20 protein-coding genes and 1 tRNA gene are annotated in these 16,577 nt (G+C 65.4%); 12 read left to right on the top strand and 9 right to left on the bottom strand.

Annotated features, from left to right (window positions below):
* Positions 1-25 precede the first annotated feature (25 nt).
* The 3 genes from ACM61V_RS12960 to ACM61V_RS12950 all read left to right on the top strand — a co-directional run bounded on the left by ACM61V_RS12960 (position 26) and on the right by ACM61V_RS12950 (position 2,612).
* Positions 26-1,513, top strand: coding sequence for a sensor histidine kinase (locus ACM61V_RS12960; RefSeq protein WP_171007671.1), 1,488 nt, complete (start codon positions 26-28; stop codon positions 1,511-1,513).
* Positions 1,510-2,154 (top strand): response regulator, encoded by a 645-nt coding sequence (locus ACM61V_RS12955; RefSeq protein ID WP_137788136.1) that lies wholly within the window; start codon positions 1,510-1,512, stop codon positions 2,152-2,154. Before ACM61V_RS12960 ends, ACM61V_RS12955 begins: the two co-directional genes overlap by 4 nt.
* A 92-nt stretch (positions 2,155-2,246) precedes the next feature.
* Entirely contained in the window at positions 2,247-2,612 is a 366-nt protein-coding gene (locus ACM61V_RS12950; RefSeq protein ID WP_171007670.1) for a response regulator transcription factor, read from the top strand.
* A 13-nt stretch (positions 2,613-2,625) separates the two neighbouring features.
* Here the strand turns inward: ACM61V_RS12950 and ACM61V_RS12945 are convergent, their stop codons facing one another.
* The 4 genes from ACM61V_RS12945 to ACM61V_RS12930 form a co-directional block, all read right to left on the bottom strand.
* A complete protein-coding gene (locus ACM61V_RS12945; protein ID WP_419714052.1) occupies positions 2,626-2,757 on the bottom strand; it encodes a hypothetical protein in 132 nt (43 codons plus the stop codon).
* 282 nt (positions 2,758-3,039) lie between these two features.
* Complete coding sequence (locus ACM61V_RS12940) at positions 3,040-4,167, bottom strand: FAD-dependent monooxygenase (RefSeq protein WP_137788134.1); 1,128 nt, start codon at positions 4,165-4,167, stop codon at positions 3,040-3,042.
* Positions 4,168-4,170: 3 nt separating this feature from the next.
* Positions 4,171-5,361: an MFS transporter gene (locus ACM61V_RS12935; RefSeq protein WP_419714051.1), complete on the bottom strand. Its 1,191-nt coding sequence runs from the start codon at positions 5,359-5,361 to the stop codon at positions 4,171-4,173.
* 147 nt (positions 5,362-5,508) lie between these two features.
* Positions 5,509-6,282 (bottom strand): SDR family NAD(P)-dependent oxidoreductase, encoded by a 774-nt coding sequence (locus tag ACM61V_RS12930; protein ID WP_137788133.1) that lies wholly within the window; start codon positions 6,280-6,282, stop codon positions 5,509-5,511.
* A gap of 100 nt (positions 6,283-6,382) precedes the next feature.
* Between ACM61V_RS12930 and ACM61V_RS12925 the strand changes: the two genes are divergently transcribed.
* Together ACM61V_RS12925 and ACM61V_RS12920 are read left to right on the top strand one after the other, a co-directional pair.
* The gene (locus tag ACM61V_RS12925) at positions 6,383-7,285 is read left to right on the top strand and encodes a LysR family transcriptional regulator (protein ID WP_419714050.1); all 903 of its coding nucleotides are present in this window, start codon (positions 6,383-6,385) and stop codon (positions 7,283-7,285) included.
* A 451-nt stretch (positions 7,286-7,736) separates the two neighbouring features.
* Complete coding sequence (locus ACM61V_RS12920) at positions 7,737-8,264, top strand: Dps family protein (RefSeq protein WP_137788131.1); 528 nt, start codon at positions 7,737-7,739, stop codon at positions 8,262-8,264.
* Between the two features lie 300 nt (positions 8,265-8,564).
* Here the strand turns inward: ACM61V_RS12920 and ACM61V_RS12915 are convergent.
* Positions 8,565-8,641: transfer RNA gene (locus ACM61V_RS12915), tRNA-Arg, on the bottom strand.
* 59 nt (positions 8,642-8,700) lie between these two features.
* On the opposite strand from ACM61V_RS12915, the gene ACM61V_RS12910 reads away from it, so the two are divergent.
* Positions 8,701-9,450 carry a queuosine precursor transporter gene (locus ACM61V_RS12910; RefSeq protein WP_137788130.1) on the top strand — a complete coding sequence of 250 codons (750 nt, stop codon included), beginning with the start codon at positions 8,701-8,703 and terminating at the stop codon, positions 9,448-9,450.
* Positions 9,451-9,494: 44 nt separating this feature from the next.
* Here ACM61V_RS12910 and ACM61V_RS12905 read toward each other — a convergent pair whose 3' ends face one another.
* Positions 9,495-10,682, bottom strand: coding sequence for a thiolase family protein (locus ACM61V_RS12905; RefSeq protein ID WP_137788129.1), 1,188 nt, complete (start codon positions 10,680-10,682; stop codon positions 9,495-9,497).
* A 73-nt stretch (positions 10,683-10,755) separates the two neighbouring features.
* Here ACM61V_RS12905 and ACM61V_RS12900 point away from each other — a divergent pair, with 73 nt between their 5' ends.
* Genes ACM61V_RS12900 through ACM61V_RS12890 form a run of 3 tightly spaced genes read left to right on the top strand, consistent with a single transcriptional unit; the run spans position 10,756 to position 13,372 of the window.
* Positions 10,756-11,526: a prepilin peptidase gene (locus ACM61V_RS12900; protein ID WP_171007669.1), complete on the top strand. Its 771-nt coding sequence runs from the start codon at positions 10,756-10,758 to the stop codon at positions 11,524-11,526.
* Positions 11,523-11,951, top strand: coding sequence for a hypothetical protein (locus ACM61V_RS12895; protein ID WP_137788128.1), 429 nt, complete (start codon positions 11,523-11,525; stop codon positions 11,949-11,951). Before ACM61V_RS12900 ends, ACM61V_RS12895 begins: the two co-directional genes overlap by 4 nt.
* Before the next feature lie 14 nt (positions 11,952-11,965).
* Complete coding sequence (locus tag ACM61V_RS12890) at positions 11,966-13,372, top strand: coniferyl aldehyde dehydrogenase (protein ID WP_137788127.1); 1,407 nt, start codon at positions 11,966-11,968, stop codon at positions 13,370-13,372.
* A 40-nt stretch (positions 13,373-13,412) separates the two neighbouring features.
* Here the strand turns inward: ACM61V_RS12890 and ACM61V_RS12885 are convergent, their stop codons facing one another.
* On the bottom strand, positions 13,413-13,571 hold the full coding sequence (locus ACM61V_RS12885) for a YdcH family protein (protein WP_137788126.1): 159 nt from the start codon (positions 13,569-13,571) through the stop codon (positions 13,413-13,415).
* Positions 13,572-13,756: 185 nt separating this feature from the next.
* Between ACM61V_RS12885 and ACM61V_RS12880 the strand changes: the two genes are divergently transcribed.
* Positions 13,757-13,954, top strand: coding sequence for a YdcH family protein (locus ACM61V_RS12880; protein WP_137788125.1), 198 nt, complete (start codon positions 13,757-13,759; stop codon positions 13,952-13,954).
* An 88-nt stretch (positions 13,955-14,042) separates the two neighbouring features.
* Positions 14,043-14,504 (top strand): DUF1465 family protein, encoded by a 462-nt coding sequence (locus ACM61V_RS12875; RefSeq protein WP_137788162.1) that lies wholly within the window; start codon positions 14,043-14,045, stop codon positions 14,502-14,504.
* A 238-nt stretch (positions 14,505-14,742) separates the two neighbouring features.
* Here the strand turns inward: ACM61V_RS12875 and ACM61V_RS12870 are convergent, their stop codons facing one another.
* Together ACM61V_RS12870 and ACM61V_RS12865 are read right to left on the bottom strand one after the other, a co-directional pair.
* Positions 14,743-15,711: an NAD(P)H-dependent flavin oxidoreductase gene (locus ACM61V_RS12870; protein WP_137788124.1), complete on the bottom strand. Its 969-nt coding sequence runs from the start codon at positions 15,709-15,711 to the stop codon at positions 14,743-14,745.
* A gap of 51 nt (positions 15,712-15,762) precedes the next feature.
* Positions 15,763-16,293: a gamma carbonic anhydrase family protein gene (locus ACM61V_RS12865; RefSeq protein ID WP_137788123.1), complete on the bottom strand. Its 531-nt coding sequence runs from the start codon at positions 16,291-16,293 to the stop codon at positions 15,763-15,765.
* Positions 16,294-16,383: 90 nt separating this feature from the next.
* Here ACM61V_RS12865 and ACM61V_RS12860 point away from each other — a divergent pair, with 90 nt between their 5' ends.
* On the top strand, positions 16,384-16,551 hold the full coding sequence (locus ACM61V_RS12860; protein WP_171007668.1) for a hypothetical protein: 168 nt from the start codon (positions 16,384-16,386) through the stop codon (positions 16,549-16,551).
* Positions 16,552-16,577 lie beyond the last annotated feature (26 nt).

Here is a 16,577-nt window from a genome sequence, read left to right as displayed (position 1 = left end):
TGCGATATCCGGTGGCTGGGCGGAGATGACGAGGCTCGCCATGGCGCTGCTGCTCGCGCTCGGCATCTTCGCGCTCGATGTCCTCAGCCCGCTGCAGGGGGCGGTCGCGGTCCTCTACGTCGTGGTCGTGATGGTCGCGGCGCGCCAGAATCGCCGGACGCTCGTCTTCGCGGTTGGCGCGCTCTGCGGCACGATGGCCGTCATCGGCTACGTCATCAGCCACGGGATGGACGAGATCGGTTCGCCGACGATGCGCCTCGCCGTCAGCCTCGTCGCGATCGCGACGACGGCGGCCCTCAGCGCACGGCAGATCACCGCGGCGGAAGAGCGCCGTAATTCGGACGAGCGCTATCGAATGATCTTCGATGCCTCCGGCTTTCCGATCTGGGAGAGCGACTGGTCGCCCGCCTACCGGCTCCTCAAGTCAGGCGAAGCCCCGAGCCTCGACCTGGTCAGGCGTGCGGGCGGTGCCGCGATCATCAGGAGTGCCAACCAGGAGGTGGCGCGTCTATTCGGCTACGTCGACCGGTCCGAACTGGTCGGCGCGAACATCATCGAACACTACACCATAAGCGCGCAGGCCGCGCAGGCCCGGATCTTCGAGCGGCTCCTGCGCGGCGAGGCCCCGATCGAGGAGGAGATGCAGTTCCGCACCACCTCGGGCGACCTGATCGACGTGGTGCTGCGCGTGACGCTGCCCCCCGACCACGCCGGCTGGAGCCGTGTGCTGGTCACCGCGCTCGACATGACCCAACGCAACCGCGATCTGGAGCGTCTCGCCGAGGCGCAGGCGGAGCTGACGCACATGTCCCGCGTGACGACGCTCGGCCAGCTTGCCGCCTCCATCGCGCACGAGGTCAACCAGCCGCTGTCGGCCATCATCACCTATGCGAAGTCCGGGCAGCGGTGGCTGAGGCGCGAGGCGCAGGAGGCCCCGGAGACCGCGGACTGTCTTGACCACATCTCGATCAACGGAAAGCGCGCTGCGGATGTTATCGCTCGGATTCGCGATCTGGCACGCAAGGGAGATCCGCGTCGAGAAGCCGTGAGGATATCGCCGCTCGTTCAGGAGACGACCGAACTGGTTCAGCGCGACATGATCGCCAGCGGCGTGCGGATGAACGTCAGCCTGGATGCAGACCTGCCCGCCGTTCTCGGCGATCGCGTGCAGCTACAGCAGGTCCTGCTCAACCTCATGATGAACGCGCAGCAGGCGATGGCGGGAACGCCGTCGGCCGACCGCGAGCTCTGCATCGATGGCAGTGTGCGGGACGATCAAGTGGTCGTCGAGGTCAGCGACTGCGGGAACGGCTTCGGAGATGCCGAGCCTGAGAGCCTGTTCCGGCCGTTCTTCACGACCAAGCAGGAGGGCATGGGAATGGGCCTGTCGATATGCCGCTCGATCATCGAGACGCACGGCGGCAGGCTGACCGCGAGCGGTAACGAGCGGGGTGGGGCGTCCTTCACCTTCCGGCTGCCGATCGCCGGGGGCGAAGAGAGGATCGCGGCGTGACGGGTTTGGGTGCGGCGGACTGCGTGTGCGTGATCGACGACGACGAGGAGGTGCGTGGCTCCGTCGGCAGCCTCCTTCGCGCGGAGGGCTACGATGTGCGGCTCTACGAGGCGCCTGCCGAGTTCCTGGTGGTGGGCGCACCCCAAGTGCCCTCCTGCCTTGTCCTCGACATCCGCCTCTCCGGCGAGAGCGGTCTCGATTTCCAGGAGCGGCTCGCGTCGCATGGCATCTCGACGCCGGTGATCCTGATCACCGGGCACGGCGACATCCCCATGACCGTGCGCGGCATGCGTGCCGGCGCGATCGATTTCCTGCCGAAGCCGTTCCACGAGGACCAGCTGCTGGAGGCGGTCGGTCGCGCGCTTGAGGTCGACCGGGCGCAGCGCGCCGAGGCTGTGGGCGCCCTCACGCTGAAGGCGACCTTCGACCGCCTCACGCCGCGTGAGAAGGACGTCTTCGGCCTCGTCGTCACCGGCCTCATGAACAAGCAGGTCGCTGCCCGGCTGGAACTCAGCGAGATCACGGTGAAGATCCACCGCGGCAACGTGATGAGGAAGATGGAGGCGCAGTCGCTGGCCGATCTGGTCCGGATGGCCGAGATCCTCGGCGTCCGAGACGAGTCGATACATCGTTACGGGTAAGACCCCATATTTCCGTATGATGGTTACGCTGGCCATCAGGGTTCATCTACAGTGGACAGAGGGCCCATCCGGCCCGGGTTTGGAGTTCCGTCTTGTCTGATTCCCAACTGGTAGCGATCGTCGACGACGATCCCGGCGTGAGCGGCAGCATAGCGAGCCTGCTCCGATCGGCGGGGCTCGAGAGCGAGAGGTTCTCCTACGGTGGCGACCTGATCGACCGCGGGGTGCTCGACGAGTTCTGCTGCATCATATCCGACCTCCACATGGAGGGTATGGACGGCAAGGCGCTTCAGCTCGAGCTGATACGGCTGGGATGGTCCGGGCCGTTCATTGTAATCACCGCTTTCCCGAACGATTCGGAACGCGAGCAGATGATGTCGAAGGGCGCTCATGCCTTCGTGTCAAAGCCGATCGACCCGGACGGCTTCCTCGATCTGGTCGAGGCGGCGGTGGCCTGAGCGGCTCTTTACGCTAGCGCAGCCGGCTGTCCTTGCTTCCGCGCCGGTTGATGCCGGAGAGCGACGGCTTGCGGTCACGCTTGGACTGGCAGGTGACGTAGGTGCGTCCTTGAACCCGAACGTCGGTCCAGGCTCGCGCTGCCACTCGCTTCCTGCCAGCACGTCGCTGTTGAGCAGCATCCAGACGAACAGGATGGTGGAGAAGGCGATGATAAAGCCCCACGAACCGGGGATGGCGGCGCCCCGGCCGGCCAGAAAATCGGCGAAGGACGCGGTGTCCCGGTCCCGATCGTTCGCGTCCTGCGGGATGGGCTGGCACTAGGCGATCACTCAGCATGACACGCTCGTCATCGTCGAGCTGGGTCGCGCTTATCCCGAAGAAGCGGTGGGAAGGCGATCGCGGCCGGCGGCCTGCGCCGCCGTCGCGTTACGCATTTGCGCGCCGCCGCTGGCGCGCTGCTATTTCCGCCCCCAGCCTGCGCCCATAGGCGACGATCGCCTCGCCAGCCGCGATGCGCTCACGTTCGAAGGTGGCGCGGGCGTCCTGCGTCCAGCCGGCGTCGATCGCTCTCACGAGCGACATTGCGTCTCCGGCAGCCTTGGCCACACCCATGGCGGTGTGCGGCCGCGCCACGAACGCTGCGTCGCCGATGATCGCCACGCGTCCCACCGCCATCCGCGGAACCGTCATGTCGAAGATCGCCTGCACGAACGGTTGCGGCTCGGCGAGGAACGCGCTGGCGAAGGGCGCGGGCAGCAGCGCGCGCGCGTCGGCATGAATGCCCCGGATCGCCTCGGGCGACAGCGAGCCCGGTGCGAGCGAGTAGGGGTGGACCTGACCGGTCCTGTCGCGCAGCACGTCCTCGAGGTAGTCGATCGTCCGATACCAGACGGCGTTGTATCGGCGGCCGCCTTTCACAAGCGAACCGTCTTCACCCGCGACGGTGTAGCCGAGGACATGGGCGTCCGGCGTGTCGTAGAAGGCGAAGCGGTCGGAGAGAACGCGCGCGGCCGATGCGGGAAGAAGCCGCTCGGGCACCAGTGCGCGCCACGCGACATATCCCGCGTAGCTGGCGCCCGGATGGTCCGGCATCAGCGAGCGGCGGACGGCCGAGCCGATGCCGTCGGCGCCGATGACGAGGTCGGCGTTGGCGCGTGAGCCATCCTCCAGATCGAGCCATGCGGCATCTTCGTCCTGACCGACGGCTACCGCGCCGTTCCCGAGTCGGTAGGCGTCGTCGGAGATCTGCATGCGCACCGCCACAAAGAGGTGATCCCACGAGACCTGCATCTGCGGCCGGTCTTCGCGGGAAATGACGTCGCCCTCCAGGTCGAGCACGATCCGCTGCCGGGCGACCACGCCGAGGCGGGCGACCTCGTCGCGACCGAGCAGATCGAGCAGATCGAACACCTCCTGCTGGGGCACGAGACCGGCGCCGCGACCCTGAAGACCGGCTCGGGAGCGTTCGAAGATGCGGACCTCGTGTCCTGACTGGCGGAGCAGGACGGCGGTGAAGAGGCCGGCCATGGAGCCGCCGGCGATCGCGATGCGCATGATTCAGGCCTTCCGCTGGAAGCCGGCGAGCTGGATGAGCACCGCGGCGAGGGAGAGGACCAGCCCGAGGATCGAGACCAAGGTCCATCCGCCGTTGGACCAGGCGAGGGTCGCTGCGGCCGAACCTCCGGCGCCGCCAAGGAACATCGCGCCCATGAAGATGGTGTTCAGACGGGCGCGAGCCTCGGGCCGGAGCGCGTAGACGAGGTGCTGGTTGGACACGAGCGCGCTCTGGACGCCGAAGTCGAGGAGGATGACCCCGACGATGAGCCCGGCGATCGAGCCGAAGGCGCCGAAGATCGCCCATGACGCAAGTGTCAGGACCGCGCCGAGCAGGATGACGAGATGGGGTCCGCGTCGGTCGGCGATGCGACCGGCCACCGGGGCGGCGAGCACGCCGACCGCACCGACGATGCCGAACAGGCCGGCAACGTCTGCGCCCAGGCCGAAGCGCGGTTCCTGCAGGCGCAGGGCCAGGATCGTCCAGAAGACGCTGAAACCGCCGAACAGGAGGGCCTGGGTCACCGCCGCCTTGCGAAGCGCGCCGAATTCCGACCAGAGCCCGCCCAGCGAGTGGAGCAGCTGGCCGTAGTGCAGGTCGGAGTCGGGGACGCTCTTCGGCAGCATGGCCGCCATCAGTGCACCCGCGCCGATCGCCAGGGGAACGCCCAGCCAGAACATCTCGCGCCATCCGGCGTGGGTGGCGACGAAGCCCGCGAGCGTCCGGCTGAGCAGGATGCCGCATAGCAGGCCGGCCATGACGGTGCCGACGGTGGCGCCGCGCCGCTCCGGCGTGGACAGGTGCGCCGCGAACGGCACTATCTGCTGCGCGACGGTTGAGAGCACGCCGACGAGCAGGGAGGCGAGCATCACCAGCATCGCGCCGGGCGCGATGGCGGCGAGCGCCAGCGCCACTGCGAGGCCTGCGAACTGTAGCAGGATGAGCTTCTTGCGTTCGATAAGATCGCCCAGCGGCACGAGCAGGAACAGACCGGCCGCGTAACCAAGCTGCGTCGCGGTTGGCACGAGGCTGGTGACGGAACCGGGCAGGTCGCGCTCCATGACGCCCAGCATCGGCTGGTTGTAGTAGATGTTCGCGACGGCGACGCCGGCAGCGGCCGCCATCGAGAAGTTGAGCGCGGAGCGTCGCCACGGTCGCGGCGCGGCGTCGGCTCCGTTCGCTGCTGTCGTCATGTCGTCCCTCCTGGTCGAGCAGCGCTCAGACCCGGAAGGATGCTGTCGCCGTGAAGCCATCTGGCGCTTCCCGGAGAGAATTGGGATCATACAGAGGTTGGTGGCAAGGCCTGTGCCTGCGCCATCAGCACTGAAGGGGTCCGCGCGTCACCCGATGGTCGGCACGACCCCGCCATCGACGCGCAGCGACGCCCCGTTGGTGGCGGACGACAGCGGGCTCGCAACGTAGGTGACGAGCGATGCGATTTCCTCGGGCTCGATCATCCGCTGCAGCAGCGACGTCGGGCGCTCCTTGGCGAAGAACTCCCGCTCGATCGCCTCGGCCGGGGCGTCGGGATCCTCCGACACGCTCTTGAGGAAGTCGGTGATGCCTTCAGAACGCGTCGTGCCGGGCAGGACCGAGTTGACCGTCACGCGCGTGCCCTTGGTCGCGGCGGCGAGGCCGCGGGCGATCGCGAGCTGCGCCGTCTTGGTCATGCCGTAGTGGATCATGTCCGGCGGCACGACGAGGGCGGAATCGCTGGCGATGAAGATAATGCGTCCCCAGTTCCGCGCGATCATGCCGGGGAAATATGCTCGGGCGAGGCGAACGCCGGACAGCACGTTGACCTCGTAGAAGCGCATCCAGTCGTCGTCGGTGATGTCGGCGAACTGCTTGGACTCGTAGATGCCGAGGTTGTTGACGAGGATGTCGACCTCGGGGAGCGTTTCGACGAGTGCGGCCGCACCCTTGGCCGTCGCGGGATCGGCGAGCACGGCGCTTGCTCCGATATCGGCCGCGGCCGCATCGAGCTTCTCGCGGTTGCGGCCACAGATCGTGACGGCCGCACCCTCGACGGACAATTTCCGCGCGATCTCGAGCCCGATGCCTGCGGTGGCGCCGGTGACGAGCGCACTCTTCCCGTTCAGCTGCAGATACACGTCCGTTCCCCGGTTACAGGCACGAGAAGATGGCCCATCGGCCGGACAATGATAATCCACATGATTGCCACATCATCTGTGATGTGTTTTCACAGATAGCATGGATCAGAGGACGACCGAGCTGCAGGTGTTCGTGCGGGTTGCGGAGAGCGGGAGCTTCTCCGAGGCGGCGCGCGTGCTGAGAAAGACGCCGTCCACGATCAGCAAGCTGGTTTCCCGAATGGAGACGCGCCTCGGCGTCCGCCTGTTCGAGCGTTCCACCCGCAGGCTTGCGCTCACGCTGGAGGGGACCGAGCTGCACGAGCGCGGGCGGAACCTGCTGGCAGAGCTCGACGCGGTCGAGCGGGACATCGGTGCAGGCGGAAGCACCGCGCGCGGCACGGTCCGGGTGAACGCCTCGGTCGCCTTTGGTCGTCTGGTCCTGCTGCCGATCCTGCCGGTCTTCTGGGACGCGCATCCAGAGATCACGCTCGACCTGTCGTTCACAGACGAGGTGGTCGATCTCTATCTCGACCGCACCGACGTCGCGTTCCGCGTCGGGGGCCTCGTCGATTCCAGTCTGGTCGGCCAGCGTCTCGGTGCGGCCCGCCGGCTGATCGTCGCCAGCCCGGACTACATCGCCCGTCACGGCGAGCCCATGTCGGCCAACGACCTGCTTCGGCACAATTGCCTGGGTTTCAACTTCCGACGCGCGGCGCCGGTCTGGCCGATGCGCGAAGGATCGCGGATCGTCGATCGCAAGGTTGCCGGATCGCTGCTGGCGAACGAGGGGGAGATCGTCCGATCCATGTGCTTCGCCGGCGTGGGGCTCGCCCGTCTCGCCGATTTCCATGTCCGCGATGACGTGGGAGCGGGGCGCTTGGTCGAGGTGCTTTCGGATGCCGTCCCGCATGACGAGGAGGAGATCGGTGTGCTGCACACGGGCGGCGCCCGGCCGCCGCGCCGGGTCTCGGCGTTTCTGGACTTCGTGATCCCGCGACTACGCAGGAAGCTGGGTGGGTAGAATCGAAGCGGCCAAGTTTAGGTCGCTGGGGTAGCTGGATCGTGTCCTCGGCATGATCGAATCCGGTGCGCTAGGGTGCGCTGACCGGCAGGCGCTCATCCGATGAGGTGGTTCGTACACTAAGAGCCGAGAGACGAGCGAGGCCGCACCGGCGACCATCCGAGGCATCAGGAACGGAAAGCGCGGTTGTTTCGTCTGCTCGCTTTCGGCCCGCTTCGACGTCGGCATCCACAAGCGCGCGATCGAGCGCGGAGTCAGACCCATCCTTGTCGGAGCTGACGACGGGTGTGTGGCCGGCGGCCTCGGAGGAACGTGCGCAGGCCGAGTTCGCCGATGCGCGGCGGACCTGAACCCAAGTATGCCCCAAACCTCCGTATGATCCTTGGCTACGGTCCGCCCGTCTATCTCGACCTGGCGGGCTGATCCGCGGATTCGAGAATGGAGACGGACCATGACTGTCCTGGAGAAGACGGCGAAGATCGGCGAGCATTTCCTCGCGACCCCGACCGACCTTGGAAGCGACGCCACCCGCGACATCTCGGCGGGGCTCGCCGGCCTGCTGGCCGACGTGTTCGCGCTCTATCTCAAGACCAAGAACTTCCACTGGCACATGAGTGGTCCGAACTTTCGCGACTACCATCTGATGCTCGACGACCAGGGCGACCAGATCTTCGCGATGACCGACGTGCTTGCCGAGCGGGCCCGCAAGATCGGCGGCAACACGATCCGCTCGATCTCGGACATCGCCGGCCGTCAGCGCATCCTCGACAACAACGCCGAGTATGTTGATCCGCAGGACATGCTTGCGGAACTGCAGGGTGACAACAGGCAGCTGGTTGCCGAGATGCGCCGCGTCCATGAGCTGTGCGACGAATATTCCGATGTCGCGACCGCGAGCCTGCTCGAGAACTACATCGACGAGACCGAGCGCCGCAGCTGGTTCCTCTACGAGGCGTGCCGCCCGACGCGCGTGCTCTGAATTGCGCCATAGCGCGCGATGACGAACCCCCGTCGGCCTGGCTCGGCGGGGGTTGGTGTTATGTGCGGAGCATAAAGGGGATGGAGGCTGGTCAGCCGATTGGCGTTGCCACCGGCCCCAGAGGTTCGTGACGGTTGGCCGCGCAGCGACGGCGTGTGGCGAACGAGTGGAGATTCAACCGATGCGTGACCGACCGGTCTCAAGTCATGATATACGCAGGATAATTCCCGATTCCAGCAGGAACGGATCGACACACCTTCTGCAAAGTAGGCGCAACCTAGCGTGCAAAGGATACAGAAATGGCGCGCCCGGCAGGATTCGAACCTGCGGCCCCAAGCTTAGAAGGCTCGTGCTCTATCCAACTGAGCTACGGGCGCGCACCGCGATCGCCTAGCGCGGATTGCGGATCCGCGAAACAGGCTGCATCATCGCCAGCATGAATGGGGACGAGAGCGAACCGCTGCAAGCGGTGGATGCGCAGGCGGTGGCTGGCGGCCATTTCCGTTATTTCGATTTCGTAATGGCGGCGTTCGTCACCATCCTGTTGCTGTCGAACGTGATCGGTGCGGGCAAGCGCGCAGTGATCGATCTGCCATGGATCGGGCCGTGGCCCTTCGGGGCGGGCATCCTGTTCTTCCCCGTGAGCTATGTGCTGGGCGATGTGCTGACCGAGGTTTACGGCTATGCCCGCGCGCGGCGTTGCATCTGGGCCGGTTTCGGCGCGATGCTGTTCATGGTGTTCATGTCGTGGGTGGTGGTGAAGCTGCCGCCCGATGCGGGATGGACCGGCCAGGCCGCCTACGAAAGCGTTTTCGGGCAGGTGCCGCGGATCGTTGCCGCATCGATCTGCGCCTTCTGGGCGGGTGAATTCGCCAACAGCTTCGTTCTCGCCAAGATGAAGATCTGGACGGAGGGCAGGCACCTGTGGACGCGCACTATCGGCAGCACGGTGGTGGGGCAGGGGGTGGACAGCCTGATCTTCTACCCGCTGGCCTTTTTCGGCGCGCCGGACTGGCCGGTACATGCCATGTTGCTGGTGATGCTGAGCCAGTTCGTGCTCAAGGTGTCATGGGAGGTGCTGCTGACCCCGTTCACCTATGCCGTGGTCGGTTTCCTGAAACGGCGCGAGGGCGTGGACGTCTATGACCGTCACACCAATTTCACGCCGTTCCGGGCCAAGGTCTGATCCCGCCGCCGCCGCCCCGGGTGGATGGCGGAGGCGGGCTCAGTTCAGGCGATCAGTTCGAGCGCCACGGCCGTTGCTTCTCCGCCACCAATGCAGAGCGCCGCAACGCCCTTTGTCCCGCCGCGATTCTGAAGCGCGGCGACCAGCGTGGCGATGATGCGCGCGCCGGATGCGCCGATCGGATGGCCCAGCGCCGTGGCACCGCCGTTCACGTTCACCTTGGCATGATCCAGCCCCAAATCCCGCATCGCGATCATCGAGACGCAGGCGAACGCTTCGTTGACCTCGAACAGATCAACATCGGCGGCGTTCCAGCCCGCCTTGTTCAGCGCCTTCCTGATCGCGTTTACCGGTGCGGTGGTGAACTTCGCCGGCTCATGGGCATGCGCGGCGGTGGCGACGATTCGCGCGACCGGCTTCAGTCCCTTGTCCGCTGCCACGCTCTCGCGCGTCAGCACCAGCGCGGCCGCGCCGTCCGAGATCGATGACGCGTTGGCCGCGGTTATGGTGCCGTCCTTGGCGAACGCTGGCTTCAGGTTCGGAATCTTCGAGGCATCGCCCTTCAGCGGCTGCTCGTCCTTGTCGACCGTCTCTACGCCCTTGCGCCCTTTCACCTCGACCGCGACGATCTCGCGATCGAACGCGCCCGACGTCTGCGCCGACTGCGCCCGGGTGAGCGAGGCGACGGCATAATCGTCCTGCGCGGCGCGGGTGAACTGATATTCGCCGGCCGTGGCCTCCGCAAATACGCCCATTGCCTTGCCCGGCTCATAGGCGTCTTCGAGACCGTCGAGGAACATGTGATCCATCACGCGATCGTGGCCCAAGCGCGCGCCGGAGCGGTGCTTCTGGAGCAGATACGGCGCATTGGTCATGCTCTCCATGCCGCCCGTCACGATCATATCGACAGTGCCGGCCGCGAGCGCCTCCGCGCCCATGATCGTGGCCTGCATACCGGACCCACACATCTTGTTGACGGTAGTGGCCTCCACCGATTGCGGCAGGCCGGCCTTGAGCGCTGCCTGACGTGCCGGCGCCTGGCCAAGGCCTGCGGGAAGCACACAGCCCATGTAGATGCGTTCTATATCGCCGCCGGATACGCCAGCGCGCTCGACCGCTGCCTTCACCGCGGTAGCGCCCAGTTCGGTCGCGGACGCGCCGGCAAGACTGCCCTGGAACGAGCCCATCGGAGTGCGGGCATAGGAAAGGATTACGACGGGATCGGTGGCCATCTTTGCAGTGCTCCGTTGAGTTGAGCGCGATCTAGGCCGCGACGGCGCACTTTTCAAACTATAGGGTGTAGCGATGTCGTCCCTTATCCCGCTGCCTGACTGGGCGTTTCCGATCTGGCTCGGAATGGCTGGCGCGATTGCCGGCAGTTTTCTCGCGACGATCGTGATCCGGTGGCCGCAGGGGCGTCGTGTCACTTCGGGGCGGTCGGCGTGCGATTGCTGCGGGAAAACGCTTCGAGCAGGTGCGCTTGTTCCGCTCATAAGCGCGTTGGCGCTGGGCGGCAGATGCCATGATTGCGGGGCCAGGATCGACGCGCGGCATTGGCAGATCGAGCTTGGCTGCGCGGCGATCGGTGCGCTTTCCGGCTATGTCGCGCCCGGCATGGCCGGGGCCGCGGGCGCGATGTTCGGGTGGCTGCTGCTGACGCTTGCCGCACTGGATGCGGCCAATCTTTGGCTCCCCGACGCGTTGACGCTCCCGCTGGCGGCAGTGGGGCTTTGCGCCGGCGCGTCAGGCGTCGCGCCCGGGCTGGAGGATCGGGTGATCGGCGGGATCGTCGGGTTCGGCAGCCTCTGGGTGATCGCGAGGGCGTATCGACTCATCCGCAAGCGGGAAGGGCTGGGCGGCGGCGATGCCAAGCTTTTCGGCGCGATCGGGTTGTGGCTCGGCTGGAGGCTTCTGCCCGCGATCTTGCTGTTCGCCGCGATGATCGGGCTGGGGCTGGCGCTGTTCGATTACGCGCGTGGGCACGTCATCGCCGCCGATACGAAAGTGCCGTTCGGCGCGTTTCTCGCAATCGCGGCTTATCCAGCGTGGTTGATGATGATAAGCTTGGGCGCATGATCGCGCTCTCTCTCGCGCTTCTCGCCGCGCCGCCTGCGCCGATCGACGGTCTGCCGCTTGGCGCTCTCCCACCACAGTCGTTGCCGGCGCAGGGATGCGCTGCCTATCTTTTCACCGGCGGGTCGACGCGTGCGCTTGCCGCGATGGCTGCGGCGGAGCCGGGCCGCATCCGGCTCTCGCTTGACGGCGCGGTCATGGACTATCCGAGGGTCGCGCAGCACGGCGAGGGCAGTGTGCTCGGCTTCGCGCCGGTCAGCGAATATCGGCTGGGCGATGTCAGCGTGACACTCGAGATGACCATCGCGCAGCGCGCGGACCTCACCGATGGCGCGCTCGTCACCGGCGCGACGTTAAGGATCGACCGTAGCGAGAAGGATGGTATCGTGGTGCCGCTGGGCGGCCTGATCGGCTGCGCTAAAAAATAGCAGGAGGGGTAAGGATGCAGGACATACTTGCGACGCAACGTGCGAGCTTCATGGCGGCGCTGCCCGAGCCGCTGTCGTTGCGCAAGGATCGGCTGAAGCGCGCGATCGCCATGATCCGGGATCATGCCGCGCGTTTCTGCGACGCGCTTTCCGAGGACTTCGGGCACCGCAGCCCCGACCAGACGATGGTGACGGACATCGCCGGATCGATCGGGCCGCTCAGGCACGCGATCAAGCATCTCGATCGCTGGGCGCGTCGCGATCGCCGCCCTTTGCAATTTCCGCTCGGGCTGCTCGGCGCGCGCGCTTGGGTGGAATATCAGCCTAAAGGGGTGATCGGCGTTATCGCGCCCTGGAATTTCCCGGTGAACCTGGTGATGGCGCCGCTCGCGGGCGTGTTCGCGGCGGGCAATCGCGCGATGGTGAAGACGAGCGAATATACGCCAGCCACCGCCGCGCTGTTCGAGGAGATCGTCGGCGAATATTTTGATCGTACCGAACTCGCGTTCATCTCGGGCGGGCCGGATGTGGGAAAGGCGTTCGCCGAGCTGCCGTTCGATCATCTGCTGTTCACGGGGGCTACCGGGATCGGAAAGCATATCCTTCATGCGGCAGCAGACAATCTGACGCCGGTGACGCTCGAACTGGGCGGAAAATCGCCTGTGATCGTGGGAAAGGGCGCCGATCTGGCACAGGTCGGGCAGCGCGTGGCGCTGGGCAAGATGCTCAACGCCGGGCAGATCTGCCTGGCGCCCGATTACGTGCTGGTTCCGTCAGAACGTGAAGCCGACCTGGTCGACAGCCTGAAAAGCGCCGCGAGTGCGATGTATCCAACGCTGCTGAGCAACCCGGATTACACCAGCATCGTCAACGACCGGCATTATCAGCGGCTCAACGCCTGGATCGACGACGCACGGGCGAAGGGCGCGACCGTGGACGTCGTAAATCCGGCGGGCGAGGATTTCTCCAGCACCAATTCGCGTAAGATGCCGTTGCATATCGTCCGCGACGTGACCGATGACATGACGCTCATGCAGGAAGAGATTTTCGGCCCGATCCTGCCGGTGCGCCGTTATGACGGGATTGAAAGCGCAATCGGCGAAGTGAACCGTCGCGATCGGCCGCTCGGCCTCTACTATTTCGGTCCGAACGCGGACGAGCGCCGCCGCGTGCTCGATCGCACGATTTCAGGCGGCGTAACTCTGGATGATGTGGTGTTTCACGTGTCGATGGAGGATCTGCCGTTCGGCGGTGTGGGCCCGTCAGGGATGGGCGCCTATCACGGGCGCGATGGCTTCATCACGTTCAGCCACGGCAAGAGCGTGTTCAAACAGGCGCGACTCGATGTGGCGAAGCTCGCGGGGCTTAAACCCCCATATGGCGCCACGACGCGAAAGACGGTGGCGCGGCAGATAGGCTGACATGAAAAGGGCGCCCGCAGGGGGCGCCCGATCTTGGGCTTCAGTGCGCCAGGGATATCTCCTCTTTCACGCGCAATTTCTGTTTCTTGAGATCCGCAACCAGAAATGTGTCGGGCATCGGACGATGCTCTTCCTCGGCAATGCGCCGGTCCAGCACCGCATGTTTGGCCTCAAGAGCCGAAAGATGCGCGGTCTGCATGACAGGAACCTCCTTGGTCAGGTTAACGGGACTTGGAAGTAAATCATCGAATCGATGAAAAGTCGCCATCGAAATCGCTGGTTTCGACCGACGACTGCGAGGCCGGGATATTACGCGGGCGATACGATAAATTGTCATCCATGGCCGCGCCGGTTCTGCTACGGTCCTTTGCGGAGGGCGCTCGGGTGGACGACAGCGAAATAGCGACACGGTTGAACACGTTGCGAATGGAGCACCGCGATCTCGACGCTGCGATCGTCGCGCTGGGCAGTTCCGGTACGGTGGATCAGTTGCAGATGGCGCGGCTCAAGAAGCGGAAATTGCGGCTGCGCGATGAAATCGCCTCGCTCGAGGATCAATTGATCCCGGACATCATCGCCTGAAACGGCGGGGTCTTTTTTTGGGACGTGATCGCTAGGGGTGTACGCGTTGCCACATGGCGGAGCGCTGCGAAATCTGCCACGGTTTCTTATGTTCGCGGGGCAATATGATTCGGCGGTTCACCGCCGGCTGATCGATGGTCTTTACACCGAAGCGATGCTGCTTGCCGACGAGGCACGCAGCTATTTCGACGAGGGCGGCCGCGTCGAGCGCGAGACCCTGCCGCCGATGATGCGCGTCAGTTTCTCCTGCGAATCGCTGAAGGTTACGACGCGGCTGATGCATGTCATCGCCTGGCTGTTGACGCAGCGCGCCGTGCAGCAGGGCGAGCTTGCGCCGCGCGATGCGCTCGATCCGTCGCGGCGTCTTGGCCAGGCGCCGGAAACCGATGCCGGGTTGCTGCGCGACCTGCCGGAACAGGCGCGGCAGATGATCGCGTCGAGCATCGAATTGCATCGCCGCGTTTCACGCCTCGATGCCGCGCAGCTTGTTGGCCTGCCGGACGAAAGCCCCGCCCGCCGCATGCTCGATCGCTTGTCCCTGGCGTTCTGACGCGCTTTCATTTGCGCACGTCCGTTCGCGGGCGGGCGTGCGCGCTGGGCTGTCTATCCAGGTGCCGGTGCTATCGCGTGCGAAATTAGCGCGAGCGGACAGCGAATATGCAAGCGGCGATGATAATAAACGCCGCCGCCAGCCTGAACGTGGAAGCACCGGGCGACGACAGCCAGAGCCGAACGCTGAATATAAAAAGAAGGGGCGGCTGGAATCGGGCGCGCCCCTTGGCCGGTGCTCAGGCTGGCGACAGCGCCAGCCGTTGGCGGGCGGCGCGATATTCCCGTTCCAGCCGGTCGATCCGATCGGCGACTGGCTCGATCTCGCTCACCGCGCCGATGCCCTGGCCCGAGCCCCAGATGTCGCGCCACGCCTTCGCCTTGGGCTGGTTATCCTGCCCGAAGTTCATGGTTGAATAATCGCCCTCGGGCAGATTGTCCGGATCGAGCCCCGCCGCGACGATCGAGCCACGCAGGTAGTTTCCGTGCACGCCGGTGAAGAGGTTTGAATAAACGATGTCGCTGGCGCGCCCCTCGACGATGCCATGCTTGTATCGCTCATCGGCGTTGGCCTCGACCGTCGCGATGAAGGGCGAGCCGATATAGGCGAAGTCCGCGCCCATCGCCTGTGCCGCGAGCACCGCGTCGCCGGTGCCGATCGATCCGGACAAGGCGACAGGCCCGTCGAACCACTGGCGGATCTCGCTGACGATCGCGAACGGGGAGAGGCGCCCCGCATGGCCCCCGGCACCGGCTGCGACCGGGATCAGCCCGTCTGCGCCTTTCTCGATCGCCTTGTGGGCGAAACGATCGTCGATCACGTCGTGAAAGACGATGCCGCCCCAGTTGTGGACGGCCTGGTTGAGTTCCTCTCGCGCGCCGAGCGACGTAATCGTGATCGGCACCTGCCACTTTTCGCAGGTAGCCAGATCCGCCTCGAGCCGGTCGTTCGATTTATGGACGATCTGATTGACAGCGAACGGCGCGGCGGGGCGATCCGGATGAGCGCGGTTATGCGCAGCCAGTTCCTCGGTGATCCGGTGCAGCCATTCGTCGAGCAATCCCTGCGGTCGCGCATTCAGCGCCGGAAAGGACCCGACTATTCCCGCCTTGCATTGCGCGATCACCAGATCGGGGCCGGAAATGATAAACAGCGGGGAGCCGATGATCGGAAGCCGCAAGCGGGAAAGGATGGCTGGCGTTGACATAACCTGCGTTATGTCAACGCCGTTACCATCTGTCTACTGGCTCGCGGCGACTTATTCGGCATCGATCCGCTTGAGATCGCTCGCTGCTTCGCGCGCCTTGCCGACATAGCTTTGCGCGGACACCTTGAGGAAGGCGATCGCGTTATCATCCAGTGCCCGCACGGCTCTCGCGGGTGATCCGACGATCAGGCTGCCGGGCTCGAAAGTCTTGCCCTCGGTTACGAGCGCACCCGCGCCGACAACGCAATCCTCCGGGATCACGGCATGATTGAGCACGATCGCGCCCATTCCGATCAGCGCCCGGTCCCCAACGGTGCAGCCGTGCAGAATCGCGTGATGGCCGACGGTGCAATCCTCGCCCACCGTGCACGGCGCGCCGGGATCGGAATGGAGCATCGCACCATCCTGGATATTGCTGCGCGCGCCTACCGCGATCGTGGTGTTGTCCGCGCGAATCACCGCGCCGAACCAGACGTTCGTTTCCTCACCCAGCGTGACGTCCCCGATCAGGTCGGCGCTTGGCGCTATCCAGGCTGATGCGTGGCAATCGGGCCGTTTTCCGCGAAATTCGTATAGCGGCATCGTCGTTCCTCCTGTGTCACGCCGGGACAGTGCCGCGTTAACGCTTTTTGCGCATGGCCGAAATCGTAAACGACGCGTTAACCCCACGCTATGAAACGACAACTCGTCCTCACCAACGAAGCCGCGCGACACCCATTTCGTCGCTCGCTGCCGCCCGTGCCCGCGCTGCCCGCGCGGCGCGACGACGATCAGGATCTGAAGCTGTTCGTACTGAGCTTCACGGCTTTCTTCATCTGCTTCTGGACTTTCCTGCTATAGGTTCGTCGCGCCGGAAAGGCCGGCGT

It is taken from the genome of Sphingomonas sp. TX0543 (assembly GCF_048565505.1).
GTDB lineage: Bacteria > Pseudomonadota > Alphaproteobacteria > Sphingomonadales > Sphingomonadaceae > Sphingomonas.
Note: the sequence above shows the minus strand (reverse complement) of the source record. Positions and strands in the feature narration are given on the sequence as shown.

Excerpts from the sequence above, each read along its gene's own strand:
- ACM61V_RS12905 (WP_137788129.1), bottom strand. The coding sequence starts at position 10,682 with ATGGCCACCGATCCCGTCGTAATCCTTTCCTATGCCCGCACTCCGATG.
- ACM61V_RS12895 (WP_137788128.1), top strand. The coding sequence starts at position 11,523 with ATGATCGCGCTCTCTCTCGCGCTTCTCGCCGCGCCGCCTGCGCCGATC.
- ACM61V_RS12935 (WP_419714051.1), bottom strand. The coding sequence starts at position 5,361 with ATGACGACAGCAGCGAACGGAGCCGACGCCGCGCCGCGACCGTGGCGA.
- ACM61V_RS12890 (WP_137788127.1), top strand. The coding sequence starts at position 11,966 with ATGCAGGACATACTTGCGACGCAACGTGCGAGCTTCATGGCGGCGCTG.
- ACM61V_RS12860 (WP_171007668.1), top strand. The coding sequence starts at position 16,384 with ATGAAACGACAACTCGTCCTCACCAACGAAGCCGCGCGACACCCATTT.
- ACM61V_RS12920 (WP_137788131.1), top strand. The coding sequence starts at position 7,737 with ATGACTGTCCTGGAGAAGACGGCGAAGATCGGCGAGCATTTCCTCGCG.
- ACM61V_RS12940 (WP_137788134.1), bottom strand. The coding sequence starts at position 4,167 with ATGCGCATCGCGATCGCCGGCGGCTCCATGGCCGGCCTCTTCACCGCC.
- ACM61V_RS12870 (WP_137788124.1), bottom strand. The coding sequence starts at position 15,711 with ATGTCAACGCCAGCCATCCTTTCCCGCTTGCGGCTTCCGATCATCGGC.
- ACM61V_RS12960 (WP_171007671.1), top strand. The coding sequence starts at position 26 with ATGACGAGGCTCGCCATGGCGCTGCTGCTCGCGCTCGGCATCTTCGCG.
- ACM61V_RS12865 (WP_137788123.1), bottom strand. The coding sequence starts at position 16,293 with ATGCCGCTATACGAATTTCGCGGAAAACGGCCCGATTGCCACGCATCA.
- ACM61V_RS12910 (WP_137788130.1), top strand. The coding sequence starts at position 8,701 with ATGAATGGGGACGAGAGCGAACCGCTGCAAGCGGTGGATGCGCAGGCG.
- ACM61V_RS12875 (WP_137788162.1), top strand. The coding sequence starts at position 14,043 with ATGTTCGCGGGGCAATATGATTCGGCGGTTCACCGCCGGCTGATCGAT.
- ACM61V_RS12925 (WP_419714050.1), top strand. The coding sequence starts at position 6,383 with ATGGATCAGAGGACGACCGAGCTGCAGGTGTTCGTGCGGGTTGCGGAG.
- ACM61V_RS12885 (WP_137788126.1), bottom strand. The coding sequence starts at position 13,571 with ATGCAGACCGCGCATCTTTCGGCTCTTGAGGCCAAACATGCGGTGCTG.
- ACM61V_RS12900 (WP_171007669.1), top strand. The coding sequence starts at position 10,756 with ATGTCGTCCCTTATCCCGCTGCCTGACTGGGCGTTTCCGATCTGGCTC.